Raw genomic sequence first — 25,779 nt, forward strand, 5'->3', positions numbered from 1 at the left:
CAATCGCTTCTCATGTCAAAGGGGGAGAGAATTTTTGCGCCCTGGAGTGAAAGATGAAGAAAGCTGAGCAAATCTAAAATCTAAAATCTAAAATCTCAAATTCCCTGGGAGAGGCTGCACTGTATAATTAGTGAAGGCTGGATTTGCCGAAAATTGGTAAGTTTAGTAGGAATTTTTAAGCGGTAAGGGATCGATCGAACGAACGCAAATCACATGAATGAGGCTAAATCTATCAAAATTGCGGTGGTTGGGGATGTTCACGATCGCTGGGAAGCTGAAGACGGCGAGGCCCTGAAGCATCTGGGCGTTGATTTGGTGCTGTTTGTGGGGGATTTTGGCAATGAGTCGGTGGAGGTGGTGCGGGCGATCGCCCAATTGGACATTCCGAAAGCAGCGGTGTTTGGGAACCACGATGCTTGGTACACGGCGACAGAGTGGGGCCGCAGTCAGTGTCCTTACGATCGCACTCAAGAAAATTGGGTAAAACAGCAGTTAGATTTAATGGGAGAAGCTCACGTCGGTTACGGGAAACGGGATTTTCCCGAATTGGGCGTAACTGTGGTGGGAAGCCGCCCGTTTACTTGGGGGGGTTCGGAGTGGAAGTACGGGGATTTTTACTCGGAGTGGTTTGGGGTAGAAAGTTTTGAGGAGTCGGCGCGGCGCATTGCAGCGGCTGCGGCGGATGCCGATTGCGAAAATGTGATTTTTTTGGGTCACACGGGCCCGACGGGGTTAGGAGAGGCTCCTGAAGACCCCTGCGGGCGAGATTGGAAGCCACTGGGAGGGGATTGGGGCGACCCGGATTTTGCGGAGGCGATCGATCGAACTCGTACCACAGGAAAGCACATACCTCTGGTAACTTTTGGTCATATGCACCACAAACTGCGGCACACAAAGCACGAGTTGCGGAAGTCGCTGGAGGTGAGTGCAGAGGGTACGGTGTATTTGAATGCGGCCAGCGTACCGCGAATTGTGGAGAGAGAGTGCTCGAAATTGCGGAATTTCTCGATCGTCCTGCTGGAAAATGGAGCAGTGTCGGAAGTGTCCCTGGTATGGGTAGGCGAAGATTTCGCGGTAGAAAGAGAACAAATTCTTTATCGGCGCACTGAATCTGCAGCTATTTGTAGTTAGAGACATTTGCTGGTATGATAAAATTTATGCGCCGGGAGAGGTGGCAGAGTGGTCGAATGCGCCTGACTTGAAATCAGGTGAACCGCAAGGTTCCGTGGGTTCAAATCCCACCCTCTCCGTTTAACAATTCTCTTGTCCGTTAAGGGTTTCAGGTTGACTGCATAGCAAGAAAAACCATTTTCCGCTCAACTTTCGCGCCAATGGTTTTCTAATATGTCCAAAACCACCTCCATATCTGCCAAGTCCGCCCTCGACTTTTTACGCTGCGCTTTTAACTGATTGAGCAAGTCGGCCGGCTCTGGAAATTCTGCGACGGTCGGAGCCGAGTTTTTACTTTCTTCCCGATCGCGCTGCACTTCCTTGAGTTCTTGCTCCAGCATTTGCACCTTCAGTCCTAAGTCACCATTGCGCTCATGCAACTGGTTCAGTTCCTTATCCCATTCTGCAAGCTGCTTGTTGGCCGCTTTCAATTCCTGCCTGAGTGATTCATCTTTGCCATCACTCAGGCACTCAATTTTCCCAGCCGTTCCTCAATGGCGGCCATCCGCTCCATCACCGGGTCAAGGCGATCGGCTACAGCCTTGTCTACAGTGTCTACAATTTCTGTAGACACGACGCTATCATTACTTTGTGTAGACAAGTCTGTAGACACTGTAGACACTATAGGTGTAGACAAATTAGACAGCGCTGTAGACGTGCCTGAGACTTCCTTGAGAATGCGTTGTGCAGCTTGACTAAGCGACTCACTGTCTAGCTTCTGAGCTTCTATCCAGTTCAGAAAATGACCAGAAGCCCTGAATGATACGACTTGACTTTGACTCATTGTAGACACCTGTATACAGTATTTGTCTACACTAACTGATATCTGTCTACACTGTCAACATATTGTAGACAAAACTTGTAGACACGAAAATCCCCCAATTAAGGGGGATGGGATTCAGTCGTTAGTTGTCAGGCAGTGGGTAAGGATTCAGGTCACTGAACTCCTTGCTGGGCAAAGACTTTAGATATGGAGCTTGATACTAAATCAATCTCTATTCTCAATAAACCACGAAAAACTGTCACTTATCCTCGTTTATTGACAATTAACCACGAAAGACAAAAACCCTTAGTTTGCCCTAAAACCCTTGCCAGACAAGCGTTGGAGCCGCAAGTTTTTAGACCTGAATCCTTACCTTTAATCAAGAATACTATGCTAATATAGAGCAAGGAGGAAAACAGAATGTATGGATGCCAGCAAAATCTAATTAGTCCAGACAAAGAATTGAAAGCAGTCTTAGAATTCTTGTGTAGTGAAGCCTCAAAGTTAATTAATTGTGGAAATTATTATGCCAGACAACTATTCTTCAAAACTGGCAGGATACCGAGTAGAGCCAAGCTGCATAAAGTTTTAGAAACGGACAATCGAAACATTCATTATAAAGCTTTTTATTCAGATACCGCACAGCAGATACTGACTAGCGTTGCTGAATCTTTCCAATCCTATTTGGGCGGGCTTGCTGGAATCAAAGAAGGGACAGTGACGCAACATCCAAGACTTCCTGGATACAGACAAGGTGGATTAGCCCTTGTAACTTTTACAGGTAGATCAGTCAAATTAAAAGATGGAATGTTGCGATTTCCTTTAGGGAAGCAAGTTAAAGCTTGGTTTGGCATAGATGCGTTCTATCTGACGATGCCATCTAATAAGGAGCATTCTTCGATTCGAGAGTACAGGATTTTACCCAGAAACGGATGTTTTTATCTAGAATTGGTTTACCAAAAAGAAGCTGTTCAATCCGATGTCAACGTTGATTATGTATTGATGATCGACCACGGGATGGACAACTGGATAACTTGTGTCAGCAATATTGGAACTTCATTCATCGTAGACGGAAAGCATCTCAAGTCCATCAACCAAGGCTATAACAAACGAGTGGCAAGCTTGATGTCTGGAAAAGACAATGGATTCTGGTCGAAAAGACTGGAACGGCTGACCGAAAGCAGAAATAGAACAATGCGGGATGCAGTTAATAAAGCTGCTCGTAAGGTTATCGATCATTGTATATCATCCAAGATTGGTACAGTCATATTTGGATGGAACAAGCATCAGAAAGATTCGCTAAATCTGGGTACAAATACCAATCAAAAATTTGTTCAGATTCCCACGCGTAGGTTAAAAGATAGAATTGCTCAACTCGGCGAACAGTACGGAATTAAATTCGTCGAAACCGAAGAATCCTCTACTTCAAAAACTTCTTTTCTCGATGCTGACGAACTGCCTAAAATCGGCGAAAAATCCGAGTGGTGGAAAGCTTCGGGAACAAGAATTAAACGTGGATTATATCGGACAGCGAAGGGGTGGCTAATTAATGCAGATTGCAATGGTTGTGCAAATATTGGTCGTAAAGTAGCAACAATACTTGGACTCGATCTAAGTGGAGTTGGTAGAGGTGACTTTTCAGCACCTGTAAGACTTAAATTGTGGTCTTATGAATCCCCTCGCCTTTAGGCATGGGGAGATGTCAAGATAGGCGGGTGTACTTCATAAATGTGGAATCTCCTGTAAATGTAAATGGAAAGCAATAGCCATAGACCTCAAAAAATCAGGTCATCTTCTCAATCAGTGGCTGCATCAATCCTGTGGGATGAAACTGAAGATAAAAATACAATTTTTTGGGAAGAATGGCAGGCGCATCAAGATTATCTTTCCCATTGCTGTCTCAAGTGGATGAACTCAAACCCACTCGATGCCGAAGAAGTATTGAGTCAGGCAATGCTTAAAGCCTGGAATGAATGGCAAAACTATGGAATTCAAATTAAATGTCCTAAAGCTTGGTTAACTCAACTTCTCTATAACTTCTGCATAGATTTCCATCGAAAACGAAAACGAGAAACATTAATAATTGAAAACATAGACGAGATTAAACTGGAAGATTATCCCGCACTTTATTCTAACTTAGGATTTACTGAACCTAATCTTATAGACCTGGAATTGCCGGCATATATCTACCACAAAATTGACTCCTTGCCTCCCAGACTCCGCGATACTTTTGTCTTATACCACTACCAAAATAAATCTTATCAAGATATTGCCAAGCTCTTTCTATGCTCTGAAGAAAACGTCCGCAAATGCGTGACCAAAGCCGGACGTATTCTGCGAAGGCATTTAACCAAATATCTGGCCGGTGAAGATGATACTCCTCTAAATTCTTCCTCGCCCGCCTTAAAGTTGGTAATTCCTTTGCCAGAAAAGTCTCAACCCCAATGCAATTGGGAATCACTAATTCCCCCAAAAAGCCAGGATGAAGAAATTAGCTATCAAGTCACCGTACTATGTCTGGAAACTTTACCAATAAATTGGGTCTAAAGCCCCGTCCTTATAGGACGGCTTTAATTACAGAGACTGTGAAGATTCGTTAAAGATACAGACTTGCAAATCAAAGTTTCTGTAATAGTGGTAGACTATTGAAATGATAGTATTAGAGTTTAAGTTGAAGGGCAAAGCGGAGCAGTATCGAATCATCGACAACATGATTCGGACGGCTCAATTTGTGCGAAACAAAACTCTTAGACATTGGATAGATAATCAAGGGATTAAGCTAGTAGACCTGTACAAACAATGCGCCGTTATGGCAAAAGAGTTTGAATGGGCAGGCAAGCTTAATTCGACGGCACGTCAGGCTTCCGCCGAACGTGCCATTTTTGCTATCCAGCGTTTCTTTGCTAACTGCAAAGCTAAGAAGCCAGGAAAAAAAGGATACCCGCAGTTCAAGAAACATACTCGCTCTGTTGAGTACAAGCAGTCCGGTTGGTCGCTTTCTAGTGACAAAAGATGCCTAACATTTAAAGATGGATTTGCTGCTGGGAGATTCAAGTTAATCGGTAGTCGGGATTTGCATTTTTATGCGCCTGATGAGATTAAACGAATTAGGATTGTGCGCCGTGCCGATGGCTACCACGCCCAATTCTGTATCAACGTGGAGCGGAAAGAGGAACTTGTTCCGACTGGTAAGGTTATTGGAATAGACGTGGGATTGAACCACTTTTATACTGATAGCGACGGCGAAACAGTTCCTAATCCTCGCTACCTCCGAAAGAGTGAAAAAGCTTTGAAGAGATTGCAGAAGCGAGTTTCTCGGAAAAAGAAAGGTTCCAAGAACCGGAAAAAGGCGATCAACAAGTTAGGAAGAAAACACCGGAAAGTCAGCAGGCAGCGTAAAGACTTCGCCATAAAGACGGCGTTGTGCGCGGTAAAATCTAACGATTTTGTAGCCTACGAAGACCTTCAGGTTCGGAATATGGTTAAAAACCACAAGCTCGCTAAATCAATCAGCGATGCAGCCTGGTCACTAACTTGATCATTATTTGGAATATTTCGGGAAAGTGTACAGCAAAACAGTCATTGCTGTTCCACCACAGTACACCTCTCAGAACTGTTCAAATTGCGGCAATCTAGTCAAGAAAACCCTGTCAACTCGAACCCATATTTGTGGTTGCGGTACGATATTGGATCGCGACCACAATGCTGCGTTGAACATTTTGGCGAAAGGGTTAAAGCAGGCAAAATTTAATTTAAATACGGCGGGGCACGCCGGAATTCACGCTGGGGGACAGACCGATCTCTACTCGCTGGTGGTGACATCAACAAGCAAATCGACTGGATGATCCAAGAATCCCCGCGCCTTCAAGGCCGGGGAGTGTCAACCCATCATTCCTACATCTCTACTACCCTTCCAGTCTGGAGATGAAAGTGCGTTGAGTCAGCCGTTGTTTATCCCGCATGTGGGGAAGTTGAGAAGATGTTGCAGCAGCCAAAAGGTAAGATGAGCAAGGGTTCTAGGGGTTGAGGGGAGATTTTTGGAGAGAAAATTTGCCTGTAACTCGAAAAATTCCCAAATTGGGGTGGGAAAACGTCTAACTAATAAATAAGCGGTCAGATCAAACCGCTTAGAGTCTAGGCATTAGTTACATCTTTCTTAACAAAAAATGAGTACATCCCGCAAAATCCAGATCGCACTCGTGGCAAGTCTCCTGTGGTCATCTACATCAGTCAGCGGCTTTGCTGCTACCAACTCGATTACCTCTGAAAAGTTTCAGTCAGACACGGTAAAGCTTCCTGTGGAAAGTATTCCGTCTAGGCAGTTAAATTTAACACCAGATACTTATTTAATTGCTGGTCAGTTCAGGGATATGCTGAGTAAAGTACCTGGGGGATATGCCACGTTCAAATCATTTGACGAGATATGGAAGAATCCAGCAGACAGGAAGACAAGATTATTTGATTACTGCAACACTCAAAAAGTGTTATCAGTTAAGCTATGTTTTAGAATGCTAACAATTTGGGCAGACGATACAGGGGAATCTGCCAACCGTAAGGACTCCGAGGAGCTAGACAAGATATTTGATGAAGCCAGAAAAATGTAAAGGTAAAATAATCCATAATGCGTGAGAGTGAAATCTCTTTGACTTTGGGGACATTACCAACTTAGTGCTGCTCCATTTCAGTGTTCAAAAAATTGAAGAAAAAGCGATCTTGCCCACTCGACGAAGGGCGCGATCGCTTTTTTTCGGAGTGCGTAGGCAACGCCCGTTGTAGATATCGCTTTTTGTTTACGAGAGAGCCATTGATTGACGCGATCGCATTGATTTTCCTTGCTAACAATTAATCTTTTATAGCTTGTTTAGTTTGAGTAACTAAGACATAATCGGATTAACGTAAATTATTTTATTTCCCCTTATCTATAGCCAGTCTAAATTATGTCTGGATACTTTGCCACATCATTGGTGCAGTTCTGCCAATCTTCTGGGCTAGAGATGAATGTTCACTTTTTCTTAGAAGAAAAGCCAATTAGACAAGAGCAGAAATTGAACACTTTAAGTAAGTATGTTCAGAAATATCCCCAAGGATGGAAAAAAAGGTTAGAACTAGCTAATTTGCTTTACCAGATGGGAGACTGGCAACAAGCGGTTGTCGAATATCATCAAGTGATTGAGCGACAAGCGCAATTAATGGGTGTGCGGCTGCAACTAGGGAAACTATTGCAGCTAATGAAACGAGAAAAAGAGGCAATAGAAGTCTATGAAAAAGCCTTGTCGTGTTACGAAAACGAAGCGACTCAGCATCATATCAAGGGATTGATTGCAGTTTGTCGGGGTGAGAGTGACAAAGCAATTATTGCCTTTAATTTAGCAACTCATTTAGAACCTGAAAAAGTCGTTCACCGGCTCGCTTTGATACAGGTGTATCAGCAGATAGAAAATCATCTTGGCGTGATCAGTGCTGTGGAGCCAATTTTGGCAATCAACCCAGATGATGTTGTGGCGTTGATTTACAGCCAAGATGCGAATCTGGCGGTGGGGGATATGAGCGCCGCAACAGAGCTGTTGAGCGAGCTTATAGCTCTATTTCCGAATGATTTTAGGGTACTGCAACGACAAATTGAGCAACGTCTTCAGATGAGATTAGTTTCTGGTGAAGAGGGGAAACTGACGAAAAAGATGATTACCTCTTTACTGCTACAAACTCCTCATGGGGCTGAGGCTCACAATTCTCTGGGCTATTATCACATCTTCCGAGGCGATTGGCGGCAAGGTGTGGAGGTGTTAGCAGAGTTTACCGCCCAACACCCCAATCATCCTTATGGTTGGTATTACTATGGCAGGTGCTTATACGACACGGGAGACTATCAAAAAGCAGCACAGATGATGGCGAATGCTTATCAACTGTATCCCGATAATTGTGCAATTTATCAGGTCTTGTGTGAAATTTTACCGGCTGCCAAACGCTGGGAAGAATTGCGTTTTGTGGTAGAACAGATGCTGAAACGATTTCCTGAACGTTGGAGTGTTTGGGCGACTGCGGGGCGGGTGTTGGTGGAACACTTCAAAGAGATTGAACGAGGATGTAGTGTTTCTGAGCAGGGCACAAAACTTCAGCCGCAGTTAGTTGATACTTGGTTTCGTCATGGGCGGGTGTTGGCTTTGGCTCTTAAACATCAAGAAGCGGTGGAGGCGTTGGAGAAAGGATGGAAGTTGTTACCAGCGGGAATTTCTCTGCAATTCGTACCGACGGCGCTGTGGCTGGCGGAGAGTTACCAGGTGCTGGGGGATGTTGGGGCTAGTCAGCGCTGGTGGAAAGTTGCCGGTGAGGGATGTCAGGAATTGAGAGCGTTTAACCCGGCTATGGCTGACTACTGGTTAGGGAGAGCCTTGGTGGGGTTGAAAGATCCGTTGGGGGCGATACAGGCTTATGAAAGTGCTTTGAGTCAGCAGTTGTTGTATCCAGCGCGTGGGGAGGTTGAGAAGAGTTTGCTGCGCTTGAAGGGTAAGAAGGGGAAGGGTTCTAGGGGTTGAGAGTGTATTTTTTGGGAGAAAAATTGCCTGTAACTCGAAAAAATCCCAAATTGGGGTGGGGAAACGTCTAATAAATGAGGATGAACAGGAAAATTACCTTTAAATTCTGCCATCGATGCGCAGCAAGGGTTTCAAATTTCCAGTTGTCAACATACGCAGTAAACCTACGGAGCAAGAACTAATTATGTCTCGGATTATACAATGCAATACCGATGTATTAAGAATCAAGCCTAGCGAAGCTGTTAGCTGGTACGCTACTGCTCAAAGTGAGAAGTCGCATACAATCAAGCTGGAAGACGAGGATGGTCATGTATATATAGATACTGAAATCCAGAGTATAGATTTATCTAAGTCTGTGACTGGTTCTTTTATTACTCCTCCTAAATCCAATGGGAAGGTGCAAAAATATACCTTAACCTTTGGTAACTGTATTTCGTACATAACAGATAGCGCAAACCTTGATGATGATGAAGCAACCACTTTAGTATCAACATTCCAGTACGCATGCGAAGATTCTGCTACAGATCCAAATGATCCAAATTATGATTACAATGACCTATTCTTTGCGATAACTTTTTATACACGAAAAGGTTAAGAACTGAAAAGATCGATACCTGCGGCGGGTAAGGACAGTTTGATCGCACTTCTCTTATAGGGTGCGATCGCTCTCTTCGTAACGCACCTTCTCAATTGTCAGTGCAATGTCTACGATGCCGTAAGCTGGAGGGCGATCACAGAAGATGATGGGATTGAGTGAGATCGCAAAAGCGTAGCATCCCCCAGGTAAACCCAAGGGCGTAGCTGATAGGTTGGGCGGCGCGTGGGGAAGTCGAGAAAATTTTGCAGCAGCCCAAAAGCAATCTGGGAAAGGGTTAGAGGGGTTGAGTGTGGGTTTTGGGAGAGAAAATTTGCCTGTAACTCGAAAAATTCCCAAATTGCGGTGGGAAAACGTCTAAAAGATGTGGGAAGAAAAAACCACTAATCAACCTAAATTTCAACAAACGAGGTATTGTCGTATGAGCATTGTCAAAAAACTACCAGCAGTTTTAATGGCTGCTGTTGGCATCTCTTTTAGTTTCGCCAGTACAGCCTTAGCACAAAAAATTTTATTAGGAGAGAAGACTCTCGGTCTTCAAGAGGATGTCGATTTTAAGCCACAAAATAGGAGCAATATGACGATTTGCTTCCAGACAACTGATAACTTACCGGGTTCCCTAATATTGATTTATATGGCAAGTTCCAACTCAAGTGACATAAAAATGGAAAGATTAAAGGCTACCCCCACGGAACAATGTATATCCAGAAGCGTGTATATAATTCCGGCAAGAGTAAGCAATATAGGAAGGGATGATATACCTGGGTTTAGTCGATCTGTTCGTGTACGTGCGACGCAGGGATAAAGAATTACGTCAGGAAGCGCACATCTAAAGGCATAGGCTTGAAAAAGCAATGTATCATAGTATTTGCGATCGGGTCAGACCCGATCGCAAATACTATCCTAACTCGGTGTATCGCTAATGAACTTAAGAGACTGTTGGCGAATTCACATAGGGTTTCACCCCTCACCTCTAAAACCAGCACTCGCGGTGTTTCTCACATAGATGTAGTAGGTTGGGTAGAGCGTCAGCGAAACCCAACACATTATTTTAAAAGAGTTGGGTTTCGCTCGCGCTCTACCCAACCTACACTATCTACATTTTACCTATGAGGGGTATTACCCTTTTTTAATTCGCCAACAGTCTCTGAACTTAATTGAAGCTATTATTGCAGTTCCTGACCATCGACATCCAAGAGGTATTAAGTAGGTAGGCGCAAAGAAACCTCGCTAGGTAACGGAATGTAAATCTGCCAGAACCATTGCGATTGCTTCGTTTCACTTCGTTTCATGCAGCTATGACATACTTATGTATTTTCCCACTCATCTACTTAATTGCTAATTGCTGATGCCGATAAGATTGTTTTTCGGAGATGCCCAATGCCCCATGCCCCATGCCCCATGACTAATGACTATTGACTAATGACAGATTTTCTTCGGATTTTGTCAAAAAATTGCGAGCTTGCATAATCCCATAAAGGTTAACATCTGTTTCTAACAAACAAGCATGACCGCTGTTAGCCAGCAGCACCATTTCAGCTTTGGGAATTACCTTGACTAAAAGCTTCGCTTCTGCTAAAGAAGGCAGCAGCCGATCGGCACCGCTAGCAATTACTAGCGTCGGCTGTTTGATGCCGCGCAACTGATTTTCGTCAACATTAAACGATCGCACTAACGCCAATCTCCACACAGACGTGTTTTGCGGTACCGCTTGCATCGCTTCTAGCAAAGCGCGGCGATCGTCGTGCCCAATCTTTCCTAATGATGCTAATATCGGCAATAAACCGATTACCGACAGCGGATACAGGTTGGCCGGCAGCCACTGAGTCAGATACGAGCCCCACTGCACCCAAGGCTGCTGTCGGAATGAAGAAGCTGGATTGACTAAAATTAATCGATCGCACAATTGAGGAGCTTCTAAAACAGTTTTCATCGCTAAACAGCCCCCAAATGACTCGCCGCACAGATAAACCGGCCGCTTCGGCTTTCCGGCTTGCTTTTCGGCTTCAATTAAGGCAATTGTTTCGCTAACCAGTACCTCCCAACTAGCCATGTCGTCAGCCGGTACAGTTAAGCAGCGAATGTCGAAATCATTTGCTAATTTAGAAATTTGCGGCCGCAGCAGCAAACCGCTACCATCCATACCGGGCAGAAATACAAATAAAGGGCGATCTGGTTTTGGCGGTTTGGGGGTTAGGAAACGAATCTTGTTGTTAGCATTTGCCATGATTCAAGTCAATCGATTTTAGATTTTAGATTTTAGATTTTAGAGTGGAAATCTGACACCAGCCAATAATCAACAGCCAACAGCCAACAGTCAACAAACTTACAAACAACGTCGTTGGAGTAATTCTGCAATTTCTCCCTGACAGTGGTTTGTGAGTTCAGCAACAACTGCTTTGGCTTTTTTGCCTTGATATTGCTGCTGTCTCTCGACAGTAATCCAATAAGGCCGGCCGATTAAAACATTAACTCGCTGATAAATTATCACAGGATGCCACCCTGATCGATCGAACAGCGGTTCCGAAGGATCGAACAAACTCAACAACTTCAGCGGTACACCCGATCGTATTGACTGTTCCTCAAAGGAACTAATCGCCACCGGCAAAACTGCCAAATCCCGCACCGGCGCCCGCAAAGCCAAATGAGCAAATCCCCGCTGAAACTTCCCCACAGTATTCGGGCCAGTCAGCTTCACCATCGGTTCTGCACCCTCTGGAAACACCCCCACCATCTCCCCGCCTTGCAGTAGCGCTGTTGCTTGAGAGAAAAAATGCTGCTGTCGGTGTTCCGGTGCTTCCAAGGGGAAAGCGCCGAAAGTCGTGACCACTTCCCTCATCACCGGAACTTGACCCATGTAATGATGACAAGCAAAGCGGATCGATCGACCCAAAGCCGCCGTCAGCAGCACAGGATCTAAGAAACTGCGGTGATTGCTCACCACCAGAACCGGACTCTCTTGGGGAATCCGGTCTTCGCGGTACATAAACATCTGCGTTCCCAAACCAGCCAGGAAACAGCGCGAAATCAGCAATTTGCTCTCTGAAGACATGGGCGAAAAGACAGGTGCGACGCTATAAAGGTTGATTCCATTTCCACGCAGCTTAACATTTCTTTACCAAGTCGGGGCTCCCTCAAAAAGTAGACTTTCCCCTTGTGCCTTTGTTTCGTAAGCTGTTGGACATTTAAACTGTGAACTAAAATTTGATAAAGTTCTTGTGGGGAGTAGGGGTTGGGCTTATAGCCCGCACAAAAAATACGATTTAGATTCAGAACAGCTTAGTCCTGGACGCAGGGGTTGCCAGAAACCGGGTTTTTTGCGAAAAGACGCGTTACAGCCCGCCAAAACAGTAAAAAACCCGGTTTCTTTGTCGGAGTGCGTAAGTCTTGTTTCGGCCAAATTTCCCAGTCAGAAACAAAAATTCATAAAGTGTTGTTGCAAACTTCTATAAAAATGTTTAAAACAGCCCTAAAACCAGGTTGCGGCAGCTAAACTTAGAAATTTACAGTGGCCATTGACACACTGTCAAAGTATTTTTGGACAAGTCGTAATAGCAATCTCGCGAGGCATCAAATGAATAACATCCAAAACTATCGCCTTAAATGTACGCTCACCTTTGGCGACATTTACGGTCAAATCATTGTTTGGCTGATAGTCATCTTCCTAAGTCTAGCGTCGGCACTCGCCTTGTGGAGTAGCGCCCGCCAAATCTTCGCCTTGGCTACCGTCGGCTTGATTTTAGTGCTGTCTCTGCCCTTCTTGCTGTTTGCTTTCGTTACAACTCTGCTAAATAACATTGAAGTGCTTGCTGTAGAACCCGGTACGGAAACTCAACCTTCTGCAACGGGAAATCAGTCCAATCAGCAGCCTGTCGAAAGCGCCGGCTAGTCCAATGTGAAATTTTAACTTTTGATTTCCCATTCAAATCAAAAGTTAAAAAACTTCCTGCTCTTTTGGTGGGAAGTTTTTTTTTGCGTCACCATAAGTTGAGCAGAACACTCAAAATAATTCAAAAAGATGCTAGAACACGACGTAATCATTGTAGGCGGCGGTTTAGCAGGTTGCCGCGCCGCAGTAGAAATTGCCCGGACTGACCCCAGTTTAAAGGTAGCTGTCGTCGCTAAAACTCACCCGATTCGATCGCACTCCGTCGCAGCCCAAGGTGGGATGGCCTCCAGCCTCCAAAATGTCGATCCCGAAGACAGTTGGAAAGCCCACGCCTTCGACACAGTAAAAGGTTCCGACTATTTAGCCGACCAAGACGCGGTAGAAATCCTCACCCGCGAAGCGCCCGGTGTAGTCATAGATTTAGAACACATGGGAGTCCTCTTCTCCCGCCTCCCAGACGGCCGAATTGCCCAGCGCGCTTTCGGCGGACATTCCCACCGCCGCACCTGCTACGCCGCCGACAAAACCGGTCACGCCATCCTCCACGAATTAGTCAACAATCTGCGCCGCTGCGGAGTTCACATCTATCAGGAGTGGTATGTCACGCGCCTGATTTTGGAAGAAGGCCAAGCCAAGGGGGTAGTTATGTACCGCCTTCTAGACGGTCAAATTGAGGTCGTGCGCGCTAAGGCGGTGATGTTTGCTACGGGCGGTTACGGCCGAGTTTACAATACCACGTCGAACGATTATGCCTCGACGGGAGACGGTTTGGCGATGACTGCTATGGCGGGATTGCCGCTGGAAGATATGGAATTCGTGCAGTTTCACCCGACTGGTTTGTATCCGGTGGGAGTGTTGATTTCCGAGGCTGTGCGGGGCGAAGGCGCTTATTTGATTAATTCAGAGGGCGATCGATTTATGGCCAATTATGCCCCGTCGCGGATGGAATTAGCGCCCAGAGACATCACCTCGCGGTCAATTTCCATAGAAATTCGCGCCGGCCGAGGGATTAATGTTGATGGTAGTGCCGGCGGCCCCTTTATCTACCTCGATTTGCGGCACATGGGGCGCGAAAAAATTATGAGCAAAATTCCTTTTGCTTGGGAAGAAGCCCACCGTTTGTTAGGAATTGATGCCGTAAATCAGCCGATGCCCGTGCGCCCTACGGTTCACTATTCAATGGGGGGAATTCCTACTAATGTTAGCGGGCAAGTTCGCAGCAGTCCTGACAGTTTAGTAGACGGTTTCTTTGCCGCCGGCGAAGCAGCTTGCGTCTCGGTTCACGGCGCCAACCGTTTGGGCAGCAACTCGCTTTTAGAATGCGTCGTTTATGGCAAAGTTACTGGCGCAACCATAGCACAATTTGTACAAAATCGCAAGTTGCCTGCTGTAGACGAACAGCGTTATATTACGGAAGCAAAAGAGCAAATTCAGGCACTTGTAGAGCGTCCCGGAAAATACCGAATCAATCAAGTGCGGCAGCAGTATCAAGATACTATGACTGAGTATTGTGGTGTATTTCGTAGCGCCGAATTGATGCAGGAAGGTTTAAAGAAATTGGAGGATTTAGAGCGACAATATGAGGAGGTTTACTTAGACGATAAAGGCAAGTTATGGAATACGGAAATTGTGGAAGCTTTGGAGTTGCGGAGTTTGATAATTGTCGGAAAAATGATTTTAACTTCTGCTTTGAATCGGCAGGAAAGTCGGGGAGCTCATTCGCGGGAAGATTTTTTGCAGCGGGATGATGAGAAGTTTTTGAAGCATACGCTGGCGTATTATTCCCCTGCGGGGATTGATTTAGCTTATATGCCGGTGGCGATTACGATGTTTGAGCCGCAGGAGAGGAAGTATTAATTTGTACGGGTGGGCGATGCCCACCTTACTAATTTTAAACAGCAAAAAAAGAGGATAAAGAAAACAATGCGCGAACTTCCCGAAAAGGAATTTAAGAACGAAGAAGCCAAATCAACTTTAACAAGCGAGCAGCTAGCGGCTTTGATCGTTGATGCACTCATTGATGCAGGCATTATCGATAAACAAAGGGTTCCCGAAGCCATCGAAATCGCTGCTGAAGAAATCGAGGTTCGTAAAGCTCTATGTGACTACTGAGTAAGCTCGCCTTGTAGATTGCTTTAGGATGCACGGGTGAGAAGCGATTGTAGAAGATGCAAATGTGGTATTAATTTGTAGGGCGGGCCGTTCACACCTAATGTGTTCCTTTTGAAAGTCGTCTCAGGATTTCTCCACATCACAACTAAAAAATGCTAGCTTAGGATAAGTCTTGCTAAAACAAATACAAAATATCGTGATTATAAGTAGAAAAAAAATATGAGTAAAACGACACAGACATCTCAATTCCAGCAAGCTCTTGAAGCTGTAGAAGTTTTATCATTAGAAGATCAAGCCATGCTTCTAGATATTCTTCAGAATCGTCTGCGACAACAGCGACGAAATGAATTACTCAAGGAAGTTGCAGAAGTTCGTCAAGAGTATGCTGAGGGCAATGTTAAATTTGGTTCGGTAGCCGATTTTATGGCGGAGTTAGATGATTGATGAAAATTGGTTGGACTCCCAAATCTATTCGTACTTTCAAAAAGTTAGTTCGTAAAAATCCTCAGCTTCGCCTTTTAATTGAAGCTACGCTTGAACTTTTGTCTGAAGACTGCTTTAACCCCAGCTTGCGAACTCACAAACTGACAGGAGATTTATCGGGTATCTGGTCGTGTTCAATAGATTATGATTATCGGATTTTATTTGAGTTTGTGACCGATCCAGAAGATGAGGAGGAAGCTATTTTATTGCTCAAAATGGGTTCTCATGATGAAGTCTATTAAGACCGATCGCCCTTTTCGCCAATTCTCTCTCACTATCTCACTCTCCAGTATTCTCCGTTACTTCCTCCACGGATAAACTTAACGCCTGCGCCACTTGTTCGGCACTCAATCCCATTCCCAACAAGCGGGGAATTGCATCCCTTCTTGCCTGAAATTCAGCTTGTCGTGCCTGTTCTGCACTCTCGGCTCTTTCCCGCTGTTGCTCCCCTCGCAATCTCTCTAATTGTGCTCTTTCATCGCCAATCAACAGTAAATTACCTTCCTCATCCCACCACCGCAGCCAAAGCAGGGTTTGATTTTGATAACTGCCTTGCCAAAGTCCCAATTCTACGCCTAAAGGTGCAATGGGAAAATGACCGCGTTGATTGAGTTCTAACAGTTGATAATACCCCTCCATCAACCGATAAACTTCTAATCGACCGCTGTTAATTTCATAGATGCCGTAATAGGGAATTCGCATCACCCGCTCGTAAACCCAAAACTTTCCAGGTTTAGTGACTAGCCCTTCATCGGTGCGAGATAAAGGAGTACGTGAAGCGAAGCTATCCCGAAGGGAATCGCGCTCTTCATCCCCGTTCCCGCTAGCAAATTCCAAAGCAATTAATGGTGCTATGTGTTCTCGCCACAGCACGTAGGAACGGCGAATTTGACCAAGAATTTCTTGATGGTACAAGCCCCCGGATTTATCCGTGGAATCAATCCAAAATCTAAAATCTAAAATCCTCAAGCCCCCGAATTTATCCGTGGGGTCAATCCAAAATCTAAAATCTAAAATCTAAAATCGAATGACCGTCTAAATTAGGAGGTACATTGGGAACATAAAACCAATCAGGAGCTTCTGCACCTTTTTCCGGCGGCTCGGTTTCGCGCCAGTAAATGCCGCAGTCTTGACCGATCGCATATTGTCCGTCACGATGCCGTGCCTGCATAATTGACCAGATCGAATCTGTTAAAATTAAACTTTGCGGATGCTCCTGAAAATTTTTAACAAAAATACCGTCGGAGTCTGGTAATTGAGTGTGGTCTGGAAAAGCAGGAGGTAGAACAACGCGGTCAACGCTTTGGGTCATAATTCCCTCCGAGGTCTTACCTAATTGGTAATTAGTAATTGGTAATCGGTAACAGGACGCTCCGCGCGAGGACTGAGAAACCCGGTTTATTTATGTATCTGTCGTTGTTCAACCAAGATTTATCTTAGAAACCGGATTTCTTTTCGTAAGTCCTGCGTAATTAGGAATAAAGCGAGTAGTTTTGAGTTTAAATTATTAAGTTTTTAACTTAATAATTTTTCACTGACAACTCAAAACTCTTTTACTTCAAACTTTCCTTAAGGTTTCGGTAGCGCGCCTTCAGGAGTAGGAGAAGCAGCCGGTTGGGGAGTCGTCGTAGCCGCAGGAGAAGGCGAAGGAGTGCCACTAGCTAACTGATTAATTTGGTCTTTATAGTTAGGAGGAGCTAACTCAGTAGCTCGATCGAACAGCGTTTTTGCCTCATCTGTTTTGCCCTGTTCCTGAAACACGATCGCCTTTCCTAAAGTGGGGCGAAAATCTTTTGGATTAGCCTTAGCAGATTCGTCGTAAATGGCGATCGCCTCCTCGTAGCGCTTCTGCACAGCATAAACCTGTCCCAAAATCAACTGCACTGAAGTTACATCCACACTTTCCGGTTTCGCCAGATTTGCAGCCGGAGCAGCTTTCAACGTATCTTGCAGCAGTCCGATCGCAGCTTCCGGCCGCTGCTGCACCAGCAGCAAATTCACCAACCCCTGCAAAGCCTTAATTTCCCCAGGCCTAGACGCTAAAATTGACCTGTAAGCCTGAGCAGCCCCTTCGCGATCGCCCGTGCGTTCCTTAGCCTGAGCCAGCAAAATCCCGTATTCAGTAGTCTCTGGATTCAGCGAAGCCAACTTTTCCAAAGGAGCGATCGCATCCTTAATGTCGCCCACTCCTTGTCCAATCAACTCCAGTCGCACCTGCAACAATCCCCGCAAAGCCGTTACGTTGTCAGGTTCCCGCTGCAAAACCAATTCGTATCCCCTCGCCTGAGCTTGCAGCAACTCTGATTGCTTCTCCCCAGACTGCGCCGTCTGAGTAGGCGTTGGAGTTGACTGACTTTGCGCTTGGCTGGCCTGGAGAATACTGTTTAAAATTGGCACAAGGGAAAATCCCAAAAAAGCGATGAGCGACAGCACCACCACCACAGTAATCAACCCACGACGCTTGTTTGCTTTTTCCATAATTCAACTATCCCAGCTTAAAATCTACTATTTTCTAAGAATTAAGGCATTGCCGGGGGGCATCTGCCATTTAGCTCGATCGGTGCAACCGTAAATGTTTTTAACTTCAAAGTCCCAACGGACAAAGCAGCCTTTTACTTGCAGCTAATATGGTAACAGACCCACAACTCCATGCTAGCTAAACAATTTTGGACACTGGGACCCGCAGCCCCAAGGACTGCGGTGTCTGTCCAATTTAGTCTGGTCAAGCTAAAAATTACCAAAAATATGGCGGATCAGGCCGTTAGGTAATTGGATTAAGTAAAATAGGCAAGCTGAATATCCTAAATGCTATTAGCCAGCAACTCCAAACTCAGCGCGATCGCAGGATCGATCGGTCAGCAACTCCCAAAGTCCTTGCTCGCAAGGATTTTAGCAGCCAGCGAACCGATCGGCACTCGTAGCGTTGAAAGTTGGCGTTGACGGGTCACAACCAGACCTCCGGGCGCAAGCCCGCCTGTCAGGTGCTAGTAGTTTTTAAAGCAGTTTCTTCAGTTTATTCCTAATTTCCCTTAAGGGATGTGTCTCCGCTGCAAGGAGTTTTTATGAACCCCTCTCCCAACCGGTCTTCCAAATCGTCCAAATCTACTTCAACTCGCAAGGCTCAGCCGAGCGAACTGGCCGTCAATCCGCCTAAAGATACAGATTCCATTCCTGAGACACCAGACGAAAGTTCGGTGCCTTCGGCGTTGGCTGCGCCTGTTGACCAAAATCAACCGGCAACGCCAACAGACGCCCCAGCGTCCAAGGATAGGCTGCAACGACCACGCTACAGTTCTGCCCCCGACAAGGACAAAACAAAGCCACAAGACCAGCCCAGCAATGCTCCTGCCCCCCCGGCGTCTGCAGCGTCTTCGACACCTGTCAGCGATACTCCAGCCCCAGCAGTCGCACCGCCGGCAAACGCCGAGCCTGCCACTAACGAAAGTCAGGCCGCTGAGGACATACCCTCCGTCATGCGCCAACATCCCATTCCCCCCCCCAGCGAACCCAGACAGTACCGAGCTGTTGGTTTGGTGCGGGGCCGCTACACGCCATCAGAAGAGCAATTCACCCGGGGTATGCTGATAGCTGCCGACGGAACTGCCATCGACGCAGTTTTGCTGGGTAGAGTTATGAGTTTAGTCAAAAATCACCTGGAGCTGGAACAAGAACACCTGTGGGTGGTCTATCCCCGCACCAGGCAAGAAGACGGCAAATTGCACGCCCAGATTATGGGGGTTTGGGAGCCGGAAACGCTCAAGAAATCTCCCGAACCGTCCTCTGATGAGGAAGAAAATCAGGAAGCAGCGGAGATTGAGGCTAGCGGCGAAGCATCGACCGCATCTTTGCCTTCCTCGGAACCTGATGTTGAAGATGGCTATTTTTCGATTAGAGGTGAGGTGATTTATCAATCCCAAGACGAAGAAAAGTATGTCATCGTCAAAATCAAGCAAGCTCCCCGCAAGAATGACGACAAGATGAAGTTTTTTAAGTTGAAACTCAAGGGAGATTTAGCAACAAAAGCGATCGGGTTTTTTTGGGATTTCCACGTCAAATTGAAAGCTGAGAGTCTGATGATTGAGCAGGCTAATAATATTGGTGCCCTGCCGATTAAAAAGCGGAAATTCCCCCCCGGCAGCAAGCCGCCCGGTGGCTTCAAAGGAGGAGGGAAGCGTCCGTTTACTCCTAAGCCGAAGGGTGACGGTGCTCCTGTAGGGCGTCCTACCATCAAGTCCGCAGCAGCACCACCGCCTGTCCCCAAGGAACCTCTTCCTAAGCCGGTTAAGAAGCCTAAGCCGATCGAGGAATGAACCAATTTTAGATTTTAGATTTTAGATTTTAGATTAGTCTGTCCAAGACTAATTTACAACCGCTAAATCGCCAATCTAAAATCCTTTATTCGAGCCGGACTTGTGCACCCCACAAATCTTGCGGGAGAAATACTCTGTCAGTGGGTAGGGGAGCAACTGGGGCCGTGAGGGTAAATTGACCCGCTTCAATTTGCTGCTTCAATTCCAATGCTACTTGCCGGGAGAGAAACATACTCGCAAGGGGGGCGGCCCGCACTGGTTTGCCCTCGATGAGGATGCGGCCAGTCTTTAATTGAGCATAGCTAACTAAACCGAAGGTGGGACGAACGCGCCGGGGGATAGAGAAATCTACCACCGGCGCTACTATTTTTTTGTCTGATACTGCACAGTGGGCGACGACGGTTTCGTTTAAGACGGGAAACGGAATGCCGACTCCCAGCATCAGGGATGGGCCGTAGTTTTTGAAGTAGCAGCCGCGCACCCATTTGGAGTTCATCTGTTTGGCGTCGCCGATGAGTGCGAGGGTGGCAGCGGGGCCGATGGGGGTGCGGTTGGGCTGGCGTTTTTGCAGCGGGAAGTGCTGGGTTCCTTCCCAGGTGATGTAGCCCTGAGCGCCTCCTAGGAAGATGCGGGTGCCGATGCCGATGATTTCGAGGTCGGGGTCGTTGAGCAGGGGAGACATGGCTCCAAGGTTCGAGTAGACGGCGTTGCCGAGGTTTGGTTGCAGGGGGCCGAGGTAGGTGAACAGCGGGCGATCGCCTCCATTGACGCCAACAATAAAGTTTTGATATGCGTTGCGGGGATTGAATAAATAAAACTGGTTGATTGTATCGCGGGTAATCGTGGTTTCAAAGGAGGCGCGGGGGTAGCAGTCTGTTACTTGCCCCAAAGCCCGCAACTGCACGGGTTTGCCGGCTATTAAGTCTTCGATGACGTGTCCGCCTCCCCGTTCGCGCGATTCTTCGCCGTCTTCGGCTACTTGGGTGGCTCCCAGGTAGAGGTCTACTGCGCCGAAGCCGGAGTAGGCTAAAACGCCGTCTAGCCAGCACTGGCGGATTTTTATCGGCGGGTCAGTATGGCCGAGGTTGATGATTGCACCGGAGGATTCCATCGGCTCGAAGGTGCCGGTGGTAATCACATCGACTTCTTTGGCTGCTTGGGTAATGCTGGTTTCTTGAACTCTTGTTTTGAGTTCTTCGATTGTCCAGACTGTGGCTTTGCCCTGGCTGATTTTATCGTTGATTTCGTCGATCGATCTCATATATTTTAGATTTTAGATTTTGGATTTTAGATTTTGAATTGATTGATTTTGGAGTAATTTGGATTTGGGATTGATGGAATGTCGATCGAGCTGGTTGTTTGAGATAAAATCAATATATTATAACTGAGATGTTGCACCATTCTCAACAAGCCTTTTATGAACAGGCTTTTCGGCCTGTTCCACAATAAAATTCACTTTTCGTGGAACAGGCATCTTGCCTGTTCTTGATAATGATGCAAGATGTAAATTATAACGGATACAATAACAATATCATAAATCAAATAAAGGGCGATCGCCATGACTCAAGCGATATTAAAACCAGTCACCTTCGATGAATTTATTGACTGGTATCCTGAAAATTCTGAAAACCGTTACGAACTGCACAATGGAGCTATTGTTGAGATGCCTAAAGCAACCGGAGAACATTCAGAAGTAGCGGGCTTCCTTGTCGCTGAACTCAACTTTGAAATCCGACGACTAGGACTTCCTTACTTCGTTCCCAAAGAATGCGTTGTCGCCACCAATTATGATACAAGTTTCACAAAAAAATAATGTCACTGCAGGCAAGCTCCAAACCCATATCCAGTAACTCATGGCTAATCTAAAATCTAAAATCTAAAATCTAAAATGGTATGAGCTATCTGGTTACGAACCGGATGCGATCGTTTTGGACAGGCAAGGGATGGACAGCGAACCGAGATGGAAAAAGGAATCTATCATTACGATGGGTAGTTCTGTCCGGCTAATTGTCGAAGTTGTCAGTACCAATTGGCGGGATGATTATGGCTACAAATTGGTGGATTACGAAGCTTTGGGCATTTCTGAATACTGGATTGCGGACTATTTGGGACTTGGCGGGCGACGCTATATTGGCAATCCTAAACAACCTACTTTTTCTGTTTAGGAATGAGAATTAAATAACTTCCACAAAATTGTGGGATGGGCGTCCCGCCCGTCCCACAATAACAATTAAAATTGTAAGTTATTTAATTCGCGATCCTTACCAGTTGGTTGACGGTGACTATCAAGTCAATCGATTTGAGATTTGAGATTTGAGATTTGAGATTAAAGAATTGACTTGCGCGAGATAAATGCTCTTTCTTGAGGATTTTCGATTTGAGATGCTTTCGATTGATTCCACGGATAAATGGGGGGGCTTGTACCCTCAATAAATTCTTGGTCAATCGATTTGAGATTTGAGATTTGAGATTTGAGATTAAAGAATTGACTTGCGCGAGATAAATGCTCTTTCTTGAGGATTTTCGATTTGAGATGCTTTCGATTGATTCCACGGATAAATGGGGGGGCTTGTACCCTCAATAAATTCTTGGTCAATCGATTTTAGATTTTAGATTTTAGATTTTAGATTAAAGAATTGACTTGCGCGAGATAAATGCGGGGGGCAAGTTTCATCGGATACAGGTTTTTTATTTCTGGACGAATGAACCCGGGGGCTTGTATCCTGGATGCTTTCGGTCATTATGAATTTTAACTATTGATTTTCAGGAGCCTCATTGTCAGAATGATCGGGGATGTTGGGTTTCTGTTCTGGTAAATATTTTTCTGGCAGGGTTTCGCTGACTCCTATAGATTCATGTTTTTCATTGATAGCAGAATCGATTGCTGCTAAGGTTTTAGGACTGGCACTCCATTGGTTGAGAATATCTTTAATTAGGGCTTCCCTAATCCAAACTTGAGCTACAACGGTGAGGGGGAGGGCTAGTAATAAGCCTAAAAATCCAAAGAAGGTGGCGAAGAATACTTGAGCTATTAATGTTACTGCTGGCAGCAGTGATACTTGCTGTGCCATGACGTAGGGGGTGAGGACGTTACTTTCAAACTGTTGAATTAGAAAGTAAAGGATGAAGACAAAACCGGATTGCAAGGGAGAATCTAAAAGTGCGATCGTCATTGGCGGGATGACGCTCAGAGTGGGGCCTATATTGGGAATTAGGTTAAGAAATCCTGCTACTACAGCGTGAGCTAGCGGTAGGGGAACTTGCAAGACTGACAGACCAATTAAGCTCAAAAAAGCAATCACACTCATGCTAATGAGAGCCCCGATGACCCATCGACCTAGAGCTATTTCGCATTCATCTAAGATGCCATCGACTCGTCGCCGATAAAAAGAGGGAAATAGTTGGATGAATGCTTTGCGGTAAGATAGAGGTTCTGCTAATGTCATCAATGTTAAAACTATGACGAGCAAAAAGCTGAGGATAACGCCTAATGTGTTGCCGACAAAGGCTCCTGCACCGCCGACGAGTTGATTGAATAAAGGTTGCAGTTGTTGCATGATGTCGTTAACATCAAGATTTGGCAGTCGCTGACCAAATTGCCCTGAAAAGCGACCCTCAAGTTGATCTATCCACTGATTTAATCTTTCTATTCCTTGAGGGGCTCTTTGGGTAAGTTGTTGAAACTGTTGGGTAAAGGGCGGTACAATTATCAGGAATAAGCCTACGAATACGAGGATTAGGAAGCTAACTGATAAGAGTACAGCGATCGATCTTTTGAGTCCGAATTTTTGTAAGTAGCGTGCTAGTCTGTTTAAGGCTGTGGCTAAGACTACGGCGGCAAACAGCAGCAGTAGGGCCTGCCTGATTTGCCACAGGATGTAACAAGATGCGATGAGGGCTAATAAGCCCATCCACTGTCCTAGCTTCATTAGATTTTAGATGTTAGATTTTAGATTTTAGATTGAGGAATAGGGTATGGGGAATTACTGCTTGCTAATTGCTCTGCAGCCCAGAAGCGATAAATCGCCTCTATACAAGATACAGCAGATGGGCGCGATCGCATCTTTAATCGGATACCCCTACTCGGACATTAGTACAAGCAGCCTCCTTAATTCCCTTTGGCGAACACCTGCTGCGCTGTCAGCTTCAATTCTGGGAAAGTTGGGGACTCAATACCCTCGCCGCCTCTGAACAGTTTGACTTGGTATTCGCCGTCAATTAGTTGGTAAACCGAAAAAGTGGGTTGTTTGGGGTTGCCAATAAACCGTCTGCCGCCCAATCCTAGATAGTCTATAATCCAATATTCTTGAATACCCATTGACTCATATGCCTCAAGCTTTAGGGCATAATCATCACCCCAATTAGTGCTAGTTACCTCGACGATTAGGGGGACTGATGAACCCATTGTGATAATTGATGATTTTTCCCATCGTGGCTCGTTTCCAATGGTTTGTTCGTTAAGTACAATTATATCTGGCTCATATCCAGATTCCTCGCGCATGGGTTTGATGACGCATTCTTTGGGGATGAAGTAGGGTAGGTTTAAGCGTTCTATTTCGAGAAATAACCAGCCGCTGGTAAAACCGGCCACTTTAGAATGTTTGCCTGTTGCTTTTGGCATTTCAACAATTTCTCCATTGTGTAGTTCGTAGCGGTGTTCGGAATTCTCAGGATACCAGTCAATGAATTCATCGAATGTTACTAATTCAGGTATAATTTGAATCATGGTGAGTGCCTCAACTTTGGTTTTGATAAGCTGTACGGGGAATTAAGATTTTGGCTAAAACATAGTCTTTAGACCTAGTGTAGATCGATCGCACTTTTTGATTCCGTCTCTACTGCTGCTGTTGGCGCGATCGCCAGCCGAGGATGGCGGCTAGGATGATACTGGGGGTAAACACGGCGATTAGGGCGTTGAGGTCGGTAGAGGGTATGGATAAGCTAGGGCCTGCGTACTTGATGGCTAGGGAAAGGGCGGCGGAAAGGGTGAATACTTTGAGGATGGGGCTGATGTTGGTGTTCATGGAGGTGGTAGTTGGTTGTATAATTAAGGATTGAGACTATTATCGCAAGTATTGTGTTGCGGCTGCGATCGCGCCTTAGAGTTTTTAACAGGAAAGAGGCGATGAATGTTGTTTTAAACCCAGAACTTGATTGAGGTTCGCATGATGACACAGACACTTTTACAGCCACAAGACCAACGGTTCATTCACTCCGGGATTAGCTGGCAACAGTTCAAGCTAATTGAACAGGGGTTTTCTGACTCCCCTGGCATCAGGTTGTTTTATTACAAAGGAGAGGTAGAAATCTTGGCAGTTTCCCCAGAACATGAATTTTTTAGTCGGACAATTTGTACGCTGCTGGCTATCTACTGCGCCGAAAATGAAATTGAGTTTTCACCGACGGGAAGTTTTACCCAAGAAAAGGAAGGGGTAGTGTCTGCACAAGCTGATGAATCTTACTTTATTGGCCGACGCATAACCCCAAATTCTCCCCCAGATTTATGTATCGAAGTTATATTCACTAGCGGTAATGTCAAAAAATTGCAGCGCTATCGAGTATTGGGAGTTTCTGAAGTCTGGTTCTGGGAGGATGGTGTATTGGCTATGTATCGCTTGGGTTCTGAGGATTATGAAAAAATTTATTTAAGTGTTGTTTTGCCAGATTTAGATATTAACTTATTGTGTCGCTGCTTGCTGATGGCTTCGAGTGTGGAAGCGATGAGGGAGTTTAGGAGAGGCATTTCTGGTTAGGGCGATCGCACCTATTTTTTTTATGCTTAACTTGATTTGAGTAGGTTGGGGTGATCGCCAGCTTAGCAATGCGGCAAGGATAATAGTACGGGTAAACACGGCGATTAGAGCGATCGCAGCCGTTGAGGGTATGGATAGAATGGGGCCGCCGTACTTAATGGCGAGGAGAGG

The 25,779-nt window shown here is 45.7% G+C and carries 27 protein-coding genes, 1 tRNA gene and 4 pseudogenes; 19 read left to right on the forward strand and 13 right to left on the reverse strand.

Annotation, left to right across the window (positions count from 1 at the left end; all coding sequences use genetic code 11):
• Positions 1–213 precede the first annotated feature (213 nt).
• Complete coding sequence (locus QUB39_RS02865) at positions 214–1,131, forward strand: TIGR04168 family protein (RefSeq protein WP_333056275.1); 918 nt, start codon at positions 214–216, stop codon at positions 1,129–1,131.
• A gap of 34 nt (positions 1,132–1,165) precedes the next feature.
• Positions 1,166–1,250, forward strand: a tRNA-Ser gene (locus tag QUB39_RS02870).
• A 66-nt stretch (positions 1,251–1,316) separates the two neighbouring features.
• Here QUB39_RS02870 and QUB39_RS02875 read toward each other — a convergent pair.
• Together QUB39_RS02875 and QUB39_RS02880 are read right to left on the reverse strand one after the other, a co-directional pair.
• Entirely contained in the window at positions 1,317–1,601 is a 285-nt protein-coding gene (locus tag QUB39_RS02875) for a flagellar alpha dynein (RefSeq protein WP_333056274.1), read from the reverse strand.
• Positions 1,602–1,633: 32 nt separating this feature from the next.
• Positions 1,634–1,954 (reverse strand): hypothetical protein, encoded by a 321-nt coding sequence (locus tag QUB39_RS02880; RefSeq protein WP_333056273.1) that lies wholly within the window; start codon positions 1,952–1,954, stop codon positions 1,634–1,636.
• A 399-nt stretch (positions 1,955–2,353) separates the two neighbouring features.
• Between QUB39_RS02880 and QUB39_RS02885 the strand changes: the two genes are divergently transcribed.
• The 6 genes and pseudogenes from QUB39_RS02885 (at position 2,354) to QUB39_RS02910 (ending at position 9,061) form a co-directional block, all read left to right on the forward strand.
• Positions 2,354–3,622 carry a transposase gene (locus QUB39_RS02885; protein ID WP_333056272.1) on the forward strand — a complete coding sequence of 423 codons (1,269 nt, stop codon included), beginning with the start codon at positions 2,354–2,356 and terminating at the stop codon, positions 3,620–3,622.
• Positions 3,623–3,736: 114 nt separating this feature from the next.
• The gene (locus tag QUB39_RS02890; RefSeq protein ID WP_333484999.1) at positions 3,737–4,480 is read left to right on the forward strand and encodes a sigma-70 family RNA polymerase sigma factor; all 744 of its coding nucleotides are present in this window, start codon (positions 3,737–3,739) and stop codon (positions 4,478–4,480) included.
• A 103-nt stretch (positions 4,481–4,583) separates the two neighbouring features.
• Positions 4,584–5,778 (forward strand): annotated as a pseudogene (locus QUB39_RS02895) (RNA-guided endonuclease InsQ/TnpB family protein).
• A 321-nt stretch (positions 5,779–6,099) separates the two neighbouring features.
• A complete protein-coding gene (locus tag QUB39_RS02900; protein WP_333056266.1) occupies positions 6,100–6,537 on the forward strand; it encodes a hypothetical protein in 438 nt (145 codons plus the stop codon).
• Between the two features lie 333 nt (positions 6,538–6,870).
• Positions 6,871–8,466, forward strand: coding sequence for a tetratricopeptide repeat protein (locus QUB39_RS02905; protein ID WP_333485000.1), 1,596 nt, complete (start codon positions 6,871–6,873; stop codon positions 8,464–8,466).
• Positions 8,467–8,650: 184 nt separating this feature from the next.
• Positions 8,651–9,061, forward strand: a complete 411-nt coding sequence (locus tag QUB39_RS02910) for a hypothetical protein (RefSeq protein ID WP_333056264.1) — start codon at positions 8,651–8,653, stop codon at positions 9,059–9,061.
• 54 nt (positions 9,062–9,115) lie between these two features.
• On the opposite strand, the gene QUB39_RS02915 is transcribed toward QUB39_RS02910, so the two are convergent.
• Entirely contained in the window at positions 9,116–9,400 is a 285-nt protein-coding gene (locus QUB39_RS02915; RefSeq protein WP_333056263.1) for a hypothetical protein, read from the reverse strand.
• An 82-nt stretch (positions 9,401–9,482) separates the two neighbouring features.
• Between QUB39_RS02915 and QUB39_RS02920 the strand changes: the two genes are divergently transcribed.
• A complete protein-coding gene (locus QUB39_RS02920; RefSeq protein ID WP_333056262.1) occupies positions 9,483–9,866 on the forward strand; it encodes a hypothetical protein in 384 nt (127 codons plus the stop codon).
• A 600-nt stretch (positions 9,867–10,466) separates the two neighbouring features.
• On the opposite strand, the gene QUB39_RS02925 is transcribed toward QUB39_RS02920, so the two are convergent.
• Together QUB39_RS02925 and QUB39_RS02930 are read right to left on the reverse strand one after the other, a co-directional pair.
• A complete protein-coding gene (locus QUB39_RS02925) occupies positions 10,467–11,288 on the reverse strand; it encodes an alpha/beta hydrolase (RefSeq protein ID WP_333485001.1) in 822 nt (273 codons plus the stop codon).
• Positions 11,289–11,387: 99 nt separating this feature from the next.
• Positions 11,388–12,113, reverse strand: coding sequence for a lysophospholipid acyltransferase family protein (locus QUB39_RS02930; protein WP_333485002.1), 726 nt, complete (start codon positions 12,111–12,113; stop codon positions 11,388–11,390).
• 522 nt (positions 12,114–12,635) lie between these two features.
• Between QUB39_RS02930 and QUB39_RS02935 the strand changes: the two genes are divergently transcribed.
• The 5 genes from QUB39_RS02935 to QUB39_RS02955 all read left to right on the forward strand — a co-directional run bounded on the left by QUB39_RS02935 (position 12,636) and on the right by QUB39_RS02955 (position 15,787).
• Positions 12,636–12,950 (forward strand): hypothetical protein, encoded by a 315-nt coding sequence (locus QUB39_RS02935; protein WP_333056259.1) that lies wholly within the window; start codon positions 12,636–12,638, stop codon positions 12,948–12,950.
• A 129-nt stretch (positions 12,951–13,079) separates the two neighbouring features.
• Complete coding sequence (locus QUB39_RS02940; RefSeq protein WP_333339785.1) at positions 13,080–14,807, forward strand: succinate dehydrogenase/fumarate reductase flavoprotein subunit; 1,728 nt, start codon at positions 13,080–13,082, stop codon at positions 14,805–14,807.
• A 66-nt stretch (positions 14,808–14,873) separates the two neighbouring features.
• The gene (locus QUB39_RS02945; RefSeq protein ID WP_333485003.1) at positions 14,874–15,062 is read left to right on the forward strand and encodes a hypothetical protein; all 189 of its coding nucleotides are present in this window, start codon (positions 14,874–14,876) and stop codon (positions 15,060–15,062) included.
• 219 nt (positions 15,063–15,281) lie between these two features.
• The gene (locus QUB39_RS02950) at positions 15,282–15,506 is read left to right on the forward strand and encodes a hypothetical protein (RefSeq protein WP_096831014.1); all 225 of its coding nucleotides are present in this window, start codon (positions 15,282–15,284) and stop codon (positions 15,504–15,506) included.
• The gene (locus QUB39_RS02955; RefSeq protein WP_172191064.1) at positions 15,506–15,787 is read left to right on the forward strand and encodes a type II toxin-antitoxin system RelE/ParE family toxin; all 282 of its coding nucleotides are present in this window, start codon (positions 15,506–15,508) and stop codon (positions 15,785–15,787) included. Before QUB39_RS02950 ends, QUB39_RS02955 begins: the two co-directional genes overlap by 1 nt.
• A 37-nt stretch (positions 15,788–15,824) precedes the next feature.
• Here QUB39_RS02955 and QUB39_RS02960 read toward each other — a convergent pair.
• From QUB39_RS02960 to QUB39_RS02970, 3 genes and pseudogenes are all read right to left on the reverse strand, one after another.
• Positions 15,825–16,439, reverse strand: a pseudogene (locus tag QUB39_RS02960) (Uma2 family endonuclease); the annotation flags it as partial.
• Between the two features lie 139 nt (positions 16,440–16,578).
• Positions 16,579–16,857, reverse strand: a pseudogene (locus QUB39_RS02965) (Uma2 family endonuclease); the annotation flags it as partial.
• Positions 16,858–17,114: 257 nt separating this feature from the next.
• Positions 17,115–18,023 carry a tetratricopeptide repeat protein gene (locus QUB39_RS02970; RefSeq protein ID WP_333375254.1) on the reverse strand — a complete coding sequence of 303 codons (909 nt, stop codon included), beginning with the start codon at positions 18,021–18,023 and terminating at the stop codon, positions 17,115–17,117.
• 327 nt (positions 18,024–18,350) lie between these two features.
• Between QUB39_RS02970 and QUB39_RS02975 the strand changes: the two genes are divergently transcribed.
• Together QUB39_RS02975 and QUB39_RS02980 are read left to right on the forward strand one after the other, a co-directional pair.
• Positions 18,351–18,485 (forward strand): hypothetical protein, encoded by a 135-nt coding sequence (locus tag QUB39_RS02975; RefSeq protein WP_333056252.1) that lies wholly within the window; start codon positions 18,351–18,353, stop codon positions 18,483–18,485.
• 122 nt (positions 18,486–18,607) lie between these two features.
• A complete protein-coding gene (locus QUB39_RS02980) occupies positions 18,608–19,855 on the forward strand; it encodes a hypothetical protein (RefSeq protein WP_333056250.1) in 1,248 nt (415 codons plus the stop codon).
• A gap of 85 nt (positions 19,856–19,940) precedes the next feature.
• Here the strand turns inward: QUB39_RS02980 and QUB39_RS02985 are convergent, their stop codons facing one another.
• Entirely contained in the window at positions 19,941–21,116 is a 1,176-nt protein-coding gene (locus QUB39_RS02985; protein ID WP_333036886.1) for a homocysteine biosynthesis protein, read from the reverse strand.
• Between the two features lie 297 nt (positions 21,117–21,413).
• Between QUB39_RS02985 and QUB39_RS02990 the strand changes: the two genes are divergently transcribed.
• Both QUB39_RS02990 and QUB39_RS02995 read left to right on the forward strand, forming a co-directional pair.
• Entirely contained in the window at positions 21,414–21,668 is a 255-nt protein-coding gene (locus QUB39_RS02990; protein ID WP_445243069.1) for a Uma2 family endonuclease, read from the forward strand.
• An 88-nt stretch (positions 21,669–21,756) separates the two neighbouring features.
• Positions 21,757–22,020: pseudogene (locus tag QUB39_RS02995) on the forward strand (Uma2 family endonuclease); the annotation flags it as partial.
• Between the two features lie 161 nt (positions 22,021–22,181).
• Here QUB39_RS02995 and QUB39_RS03000 read toward each other — a convergent pair.
• From QUB39_RS03000 to QUB39_RS03015, 4 genes are all read right to left on the reverse strand, one after another.
• Positions 22,182–22,451, reverse strand: coding sequence for a hypothetical protein (locus QUB39_RS03000; protein ID WP_333210416.1), 270 nt, complete (start codon positions 22,449–22,451; stop codon positions 22,182–22,184).
• A 157-nt stretch (positions 22,452–22,608) separates the two neighbouring features.
• Positions 22,609–23,784 carry an AI-2E family transporter gene (locus tag QUB39_RS03005; protein ID WP_333056248.1) on the reverse strand — a complete coding sequence of 392 codons (1,176 nt, stop codon included), beginning with the start codon at positions 23,782–23,784 and terminating at the stop codon, positions 22,609–22,611.
• Positions 23,785–23,963: 179 nt separating this feature from the next.
• A complete protein-coding gene (locus QUB39_RS03010; protein ID WP_333210418.1) occupies positions 23,964–24,581 on the reverse strand; it encodes a Uma2 family endonuclease in 618 nt (205 codons plus the stop codon).
• 109 nt (positions 24,582–24,690) lie between these two features.
• Positions 24,691–24,879 carry a hypothetical protein gene (locus QUB39_RS03015; RefSeq protein ID WP_332984302.1) on the reverse strand — a complete coding sequence of 63 codons (189 nt, stop codon included), beginning with the start codon at positions 24,877–24,879 and terminating at the stop codon, positions 24,691–24,693.
• A 141-nt stretch (positions 24,880–25,020) separates the two neighbouring features.
• On the opposite strand from QUB39_RS03015, the gene QUB39_RS03020 reads away from it, so the two are divergent.
• The gene (locus QUB39_RS03020; RefSeq protein WP_333210421.1) at positions 25,021–25,608 is read left to right on the forward strand and encodes a Uma2 family endonuclease; all 588 of its coding nucleotides are present in this window, start codon (positions 25,021–25,023) and stop codon (positions 25,606–25,608) included.
• Positions 25,609–25,779: the final 171 nt, after the last annotated feature.

It is taken from the genome of Microcoleus sp. AT8-B5 (genome assembly GCF_036705565.1).
Lineage (GTDB): Bacteria > Cyanobacteriota > Cyanobacteriia > Cyanobacteriales > Microcoleaceae > Microcoleus.